This window comes from Halorhodospira abdelmalekii (assembly GCF_016583625.1).
In the GTDB taxonomy this organism is placed as follows: Bacteria; Pseudomonadota; Gammaproteobacteria; order Nitrococcales; family Halorhodospiraceae; genus Halorhodospira; species Halorhodospira abdelmalekii.
Window position 1 is genome coordinate 59,923 of record NZ_NRRN01000012.1, and the last position, 6,533, is coordinate 66,455.

The window sequence follows — 6,533 nt, forward strand, 5'->3', positions numbered from 1 at the left end:
CTATCGCCCTTGCCCCTGTTATCGACTGACTCGGTCTCGACTTTAACCGTACCTTAACCAACCGTGCGCAACCGCACCGGGGCCGCTCTCTAAGATCAGAGCCACGGTCGGCCTCTAAAGCCGCCCTTCGTTGATCTGCACATCGGCCTCTTCGCGCAACGCCTCCAGAAAGGCGCGAAAATCGGTATGGGCAACAAGCTGCCCCAGCTGTTGACGCAGCTGCTCGCGCTCCTCTTCGGCAAGGTCGTCCGGTCTGCCCGGCTCGATCTCTTGCACACTCACCAGCGCAATTGTATCAGCGGCAACCTGGACGCTGCCAACCGCGCCATCGGCCAGCGCAAAGGCCTTGCGCACGACTGCCTGAGGGTGACCGCGATCATCGCGGCGAACAGGTCCGGCGGCGAACAGCTCGATTCCGTGCGCCGCCGCCTTCTCCTCCAGGGTTGCGTCCGCCCCTTCGGTAAGTTCTGCGCTCCACCGCTCCGCCTGTGCCCGCGCCTCATCAAGGGCGCGCTCGCGGCGCAGATCGGCACGGATCTCATCGGCCACCTCGACAAGCGGGCGCGGCGCCGGCGGCCGATACGCCTCAAGACGCACCACGAAAAAACGTCCGCCGGAGACCTCAATCAGATCACTGTTATAGCCGTGTTCGCGCACATCCTCGCTGAAAGCCGCGGCGACGATCTCAGGATACTGTGCCAGCCCATCATCATCGCCACCGTCACGAGTCAACCACCCACTGTGCGCGATCTTGCGGCCGACTACCTCGGCCGCTGGCTCGAGACTCTCCGGCCGCTCAAAGGCGACATTGGCCATCTCATCGATCAAGCCCGCATCGGCAAGTTCATCCTCGTGCACTTCGAGATAGGCCAAGCGCACCGCCTCTGGCGCCATATAGTCGAAGGAACGCTCCGCGTAACGGCGCTCAACCTCACTATCGGTCACCTCGATTTCATCGAGAAAAGCTGCCGCTTCGAGCTCGACGTACTCAAAGCGGCGGCGCTCCTCTTGGATGCTCACCAGCTGATCAAGCTGCCGCGGCACCACCGCACCACCAACCCGCAGCGCCTCCTCCAGCGTAGCGATCAGCAGATCCTCGCGGACCAACTGTTCATACTGCTCCGGGGTCAAGCGGTTTTGCTGCAACAACGCCCGATAACGCTCGCGTGAGAAACGTCCGCCCTCGTGAAAAACCTGCTGATTGCGGATCGCCTGGGCGACCTCCTCATCGCTAACGCGCAGGTTCTGACGCTCGACATAGGCCTTCAGCAGGCGCTCATCGATCAACTCCTGCAGCGCCTCGCGGCGCAGGCTCTCCTCATCGAACATTCCCGGTGGCAGCTGCCCACCGAAGAGCTCGCGCAACTGCATGCGCCGCTGATCGACGGCACGGTTCAGTTCGTGACGGACGATCTCTTCACCGGCGACCTTGGCTATGACCGCATCGCGATCGCTGCCACCCGTGAAGTGGTCGTAACCGCCCATGAAAATGAATGGCAAGGCAATCAGCCCGATCACCACCCAGGCGATCCACCCCTTAACCCCGTCTCGTATAGCTTGAAGCATCCGTTATGCTCGCTAGCGGTTCGGAAACAGGCACAAAAAAAGCGCCCCCCAAGCGACGGGGACGCCTCATTGCGACCTAGCAGCGGTCGACTCGTAGTTGGCGGAGCGGACGGGACTCGAACCCGCGACCTCCGGCGTGACAGGCCGGCATTCTAACCAACTGAACTACCGCTCCGTAATTGCTCCCCACTTGCAGCTCCTGGTGGGTGGTGAGGGGTTCGAACCCCCGACCTTCGCCTTGTAAGGGCGACGCTCTCCCAGCTGAGCTAACCACCCCGACAACAGGAGCGCCTAGTTTATCGCATCCTTGAGCGCTTTACCAGGCTTAAAAGCCGGAACCCGCGATGCCGGGATGTTAAGCGCCTCTCCCGTCTGCGGATTGCGGCCAGTCCGAGCCGCGCGCTCGCGTACCGTAAAGGTGCCAAACCCAACCAGGGTGACTTGATCACCTTCCCTCAACGCTTCAGTGACGGATTCTACCACAGCGTCTACGGCACGTGAAGCGGCAGCCTTCGAAAGATCGGCGGAATCGGCCACCGCCTCAATCAGCTCAGTCTTGTTCATTCCAACGTCCCCTTACCTGTGTACGGTTCTAATTAGTTGTTGTTGAGTTGACCACTCGCCAGAGGCACGGAGGCTCAAGTCTCTCCCGCCCTGCCCCCGCGAACCCGCTCGCCGCCTACCATATCACGCTCTGCAACTCCCCCCAACCAGTCCGCGCTCTGGCGCGACTACGAACCCACTGATCTCAATCAGTGCGGGCGCGCGGTGTCGCTATCACCCTCGCCACCCGCTACCGAAGCGCGCTGTGAGGACGCCTCCTCCCCCTGAACTCCGTCCTCGGGCAGCGGCTGCGGCAGCCGCGTCAAAGCCACATCGAGCACCTCGTCGATCCAGCGCACCGGGCGGATCTCCAGCTTACTGGTCACCTCCTTAGGCACCTCGGCTAAATCCTTTTCATTCTCGGTGGGAATAAGCACCGTCTCGATGCCACCGCGTAACGCTGCCAGTAGTTTCTCCTTAAGCCCGCCGATCGGCAACACCTCGCCACGCAAGGTAATCTCGCCGGTCATACCAACCGCCGCCCGCACCGGAATGCCGGTTAACGCCGAGACCAACGCAACACACATACCGGTGCCGGCTGATGGGCCGTCCTTGGGGATGGCCCCTTCGGGGACGTGGATATGGTAGTCGTGCTGGGCGTAGAACTCCGGGTTGAGTCCCAGGGTGCGCGCACGACTGCGCACGACTGTGCTCGCCGCATCGATCGACTCTTTCATCACCTCACCGAGTTGCCCGGTCTGAATCGCACGCCCCTTACCAGGAACCACCGCCACCTCGATGGTCAACAACTCGCCACCGACCTCGGTCCACGCCAACCCCGTCGCCTGCCCAACTCGATCCTCGGTCTCCGCCTTACCAAAGCGATAGCGGCGCACCCCGAGATACTTATCAACGTTGCGCCGAGTGATCTGCACGCCCCGCACCTCGGCACTGCCACCACGACGGCGCGCTTTGCTCTCCTGTTCGACAAGACCTTTGACCACTTTACGACACATCGTCGCCAACTCACGCTCAAGATTGCGCACCCCAGCCTCGCGCGTGTAGTGGCGAATCAAGTCACGAACCGCGCTCTCCTTAACGTCAAGCTCACCACGCCGCAGGCCGTTGGCCTTCATCTGCTTAGGCAGCAGGTGGCGCTTAGAGATCGCAACCTTCTCCTCCTCGGTATAGCCCGGCAGACGGATCACCTCCATGCGATCAAGCAACGGCGCCGGGATATTCATCGTATTGGCGGTACAGACGAACATAACCTCGGAGAGGTCGAAATCGACCTCCAGATAGTGATCGCTAAAGCTATGATTCTGTTCCGGGTCGAGCACCTCAAGTAGCGCGGAGGCCGGGTCGCCGCGAAAATCCATCGCCATCTTATCGATCTCGTCGAGCAAAAAGAGCGGGTTGCGCTTACCCACCTTGCTCATATTCTGAACGATCTTGCCTGGCAATGAGCCGATATAGGTGCGCCGATGGCCACGAATCTCGGCCTCATCGCGCACACCACCAAGCGACATCCGCGTAAACTGCCGGTTGGTTGCTCGTGCAATCGACTGCCCAAGCGACGTCTTGCCCACGCCGGGCGGCCCCACCAGACAGAGAATCGGGCCCTTGAGCTTGCGCACCCGCCGCTGTACGGCCAGATACTCGAGAATCCGCTCCTTGACCTTCTCAAGGCCGTAGTGATCGGCATCGAGCACCTTCTGTGCTCGCTGCAGATCGTGACGCACCTTGCTCTTCTCTTTCCACGGCAGGCTGACGATCCAGTCGAGGTAGTTGCGCACGACCGTAGCCTCGGCCGACATCGGCGACATCATCTTGAGCTTATTGAGCTCCTGACGCGCCTTGTCGAGCGCTTGCTGCGGCATCCCTGATCCGTCGATCTTACGCTCAAGCTCTTCGACCTCATTCGGCACATCCTCGAGCTCGCCGAGCTCTTTTTGGATCGCCTTCATCTGCTCGTTGAGGTAGTACTCGCGCTGTGACTTCTCCATCTGCTGCTTAACGCGCCCGCGGATGCGCTTTTCGATCTGCAGCACATCGATCTCGGACTCGATCAGCCCCATGATATGCTCAAGACGTGGGCGCACATCCTCCATCTCGAGGACTTCCTGCTTCTCCTCGACTTTCAGCGCCATATGCGCAGCTATGGTGTCGGCGAGCCGCCCCGGCTCCTCAATCCCGGCAATCGAGGAGAGGATCTCCGGGGGGATCTTCTTATTGAGCTTGACGTACTGCTCGAAGTGGCTCATTGCTGATCGGGCGAGCACTTCAAGTTCACGATCCTGCGGATCGGCCGTCGGCTCGATAACCGGCTCAAAACGCGCCGCTAGGTAGTCGCCGCCATCGATCAGCTCACCTAACCGTGCCCGCTCACTGCCCTCAACGAGCACCTTGACTGTGCCGTCGGGCAGCTTGAGCATTTGCAAAATTGCCGCCACCGTACCGTAGGCGTAGAGATCGTCGGGCGCCGGCTCATCGACTTCAGCATTGCGCTGCGCCACCAAAAAGATCCGCTTATCTTCCCCCATCGCGGCTTCCAGGGCGTGGATTGAGCGCTCACGGCCAACAAACAGCGGGATCACCATGTGCGGATAGACAACGACATCACGCAGCGGCAGCACCGGGATCTGCACGGGCGGCTCAGCACCCGCCATTGCAGCGTGATCCGGCTTGCTCTCGTCGTTTTCGTTGCTCATCGAGCCTACAGCCTGCGAGCCTTGGGGCTTGGATGACATGCGCTAAGAACCTCGCTAATGGGCAGAAACGATCACCGGGCAGCGTGCTTGCCGCACACGAAGCCGCCGTAAACCGACGACCCGAGCACAGCGCGCCCGGTGCTCACTCAGGAGGTGTGGGGGTAAGGACGGCACATTTCAACACACGCCGACCGGAAAACGCCGACGACAAGGGCTCCGCCCCGAGGCCGCAAGGCTTGTAGTAAACCCAAGCGACTGCTCTGCCTCCGGCCGCCACTGCCGAAGACTTATTCTATTCGTCAGAGGAGGCGGCTTTGGTGCACTCGGGGCCCGCATAGACGATGTAGGGCTGGTTCTCGCCGGCGATCACCGACTCATCGACCACCACCTTGCTGACATTCTCCATCGAGGGCAGCTCGTACATGGTCTCAAGCAGCACCTGCTCCAAAATGGTGCGCAGACCGCGCGCTCCGGTCTTGCGCTCCATGGCCTTATGCGCCACGGCACGCAGTGCATCCTCGCGCAGATCAAGCTCGACGCCCTCCATCTCGAAGAGCTTACGGTACTGCTTAACCAGGGCGTTTTTCGGCTCACGCAGGATCTCAATCAGCGCCGGCTCATCGAGCTCATCCAGCGTCGCAACCACGGGCAGACGGCCAACGAACTCAGGAATCAAACCGTACCGAACCAGATCGCTTGGCTCGACGGCACGCAGCATGGCGCCCACGCTTGCCCGCTCCTGCTCGCCCTTGATCTCTGCCGAGAAACCGATACCACCCTTCTCTGAGCGCTCACGGATCACCTTGTCAAGCCCGGCAAAAGCCCCGCCACAGATGAAGAGGATATTGCTCGTATCGACTTGCACGAACTCTTGCTGCGGATGTTTACGGCCACCTTGCGGCGGCACTGCCGCGGTTGTCCCCTCGACGAGTTTAAGCAGCGCCTGTTGCACACCCTCGCCAGAGACATCCCGGGTAATCGAAGGGTTATCGGCTTTACGCGACACCTTGTCGATTTCATCGATGTAGACAATACCGTGCTGTGCTCGCTCGACGTCGTAGTCGCACTTCTGCAACAGCTTCTGGATGATATTCTCGACGTCCTCGCCGACGTAACCGGCTTCGGTCAACGTCGTTGCATCAGCAATGGTAAACGGCACATTGAGCAGTCGTGCTAACGTCTCGGCAAGCAGGGTCTTTCCCGAACCGGTTGGACCGATGAGCAGGATGTTGCTCTTGCTCAGCTCAACGTCGTCGCGATCACTGCGCCGTTCAAGCCGCTTGTAGTGATTATAGACCGCGACCGCGAGCACTTTCTTGGCGTGCTCCTGGCCGATGACATACTCATCCAGTACGCGGTTGATCTCATGCGGCTTGGGCAGACCGCCCTCCTCCGTTTCAGCACTCTCCTCGAGCTCCTCACGGATGATATCGTTGCACAGATCAACGCACTCATCGCAGATGAAGACCGACGGCCCGGCAATGAGCTTGCGGACCTCCTGTTGGCTCTTGCCACAAAAGGAGCAGTAGAGCAGCTTGCCGCTCTCTTCGCCCTTGCCCTGTTTACGATCACTCATGCCTTGGCCTCCCAAGTTCCACAGTTCACTCCCGATCTGAGGGGGTTGGTGTAGTGTAAGTGATTGATGGGGTTTGTTTGACCCCCATATTTCGCGCGAATTCTTGTTGTGTCACGTGTCAATGCCTTGCTCCTTGA

4 protein-coding genes and 2 tRNA genes are annotated in these 6,533 nt (G+C 60.4%); all 6 read right to left on the reverse strand.

Features of this window, described 5'->3' with window-relative positions:
• Positions 1-114: 114 nt before the first annotated feature.
• The 6 genes from CKO15_RS04455 to clpX all read right to left on the reverse strand — a co-directional run bounded on the left by CKO15_RS04455 (position 115) and on the right by clpX (position 6,396).
• Positions 115-1,566: a peptidylprolyl isomerase gene (locus tag CKO15_RS04455; protein WP_200192925.1), complete on the reverse strand. Its 1,452-nt coding sequence runs from the start codon at positions 1,564-1,566 to the stop codon at positions 115-117.
• A gap of 98 nt (positions 1,567-1,664) precedes the next feature.
• Positions 1,665-1,741 (reverse strand) — tRNA-Asp (locus CKO15_RS04460).
• A gap of 25 nt (positions 1,742-1,766) precedes the next feature.
• Positions 1,767-1,842: transfer RNA gene (locus CKO15_RS04465), tRNA-Val, on the reverse strand.
• A gap of 15 nt (positions 1,843-1,857) precedes the next feature.
• Positions 1,858-2,130 carry an HU family DNA-binding protein gene (locus CKO15_RS04470; protein WP_200192927.1) on the reverse strand — a complete coding sequence of 91 codons (273 nt, stop codon included), beginning with the start codon at positions 2,128-2,130 and terminating at the stop codon, positions 1,858-1,860.
• Positions 2,131-2,318: 188 nt separating this feature from the next.
• Positions 2,319-4,778: an endopeptidase La gene (gene lon, locus CKO15_RS04475; protein ID WP_200192939.1), complete on the reverse strand. Its 2,460-nt coding sequence runs from the start codon at positions 4,776-4,778 to the stop codon at positions 2,319-2,321.
• 334 nt (positions 4,779-5,112) lie between these two features.
• Positions 5,113-6,396: an ATP-dependent Clp protease ATP-binding subunit ClpX gene (clpX, locus tag CKO15_RS04480; protein WP_200192929.1), complete on the reverse strand. Its 1,284-nt coding sequence runs from the start codon at positions 6,394-6,396 to the stop codon at positions 5,113-5,115.
• Positions 6,397-6,533: the final 137 nt, after the last annotated feature.